The 573-nt window shown below is 44.9% G+C and carries 1 pseudogene; it reads right to left on the bottom strand.

Going from position 1 to position 573, the window contains the following annotated elements:
- Nucleotides 1–34: 34 nt before the first annotated feature.
- Nucleotides 35–573: pseudogene (caa, locus tag OGY18_RS00090) on the bottom strand (pore-forming bacteriocin colicin A); the annotation flags it as partial.

Genomic DNA, 573 nt, shown 5'->3' with positions numbered 1-573 from the left:
AAAAAAAGGCAGTAACACTGCCTTTTAATCAAACTTAATGTGCAGGTCGGATTATTTCATTATTCAAAGCATCTGCAAACTTATCATCAATTAACGCACCAACAACTGCTGCGAGTAGAATACCGGCGATACCAACAGCAATAGCAGGAACTCCAAGAGATAAGGCATATGCTCCTAATGTAGCGGAAAAAATCCCCAGAGCAACAGAGGAAGCTATACCACTGAGCACCCAGGATTCCACCTCCAGCATCAGCGGCCCCCAGTTCCCGGTTTCATACCCCTCAATGCTCTTCTCCCGGACCTTCTCAACCTTCATCACCACGTCGGCGACTTTAAAAGCCTTGCTGAGATTACCCAGTTTATTCGCCATATCCTGAGCATCAACATGTTTCCAGGCATTAACCAGAGCATCTCTGTCCGCCTTATTAATTTTCATGGCTGGGTTGGCTGTGATTTTATTCAGCGATGCCATTGCATCATCAAAGCTACGGATGGTCTTCCCCTGAAAATTTTTAATATTGTCCGCAATATCTTTCGCTATCGCCTTATATTTATCTCCAAGATGCTCGCCGA

Source organism: Citrobacter sp. Cpo142, from assembly GCF_030332425.1.
GTDB classification, from domain to species: Bacteria; Pseudomonadota; Gammaproteobacteria; order Enterobacterales; family Enterobacteriaceae; genus Citrobacter; species Citrobacter portucalensis.
Note: the sequence above shows the minus strand (reverse complement) of the source record. Positions and strands in the feature narration are given on the sequence as shown.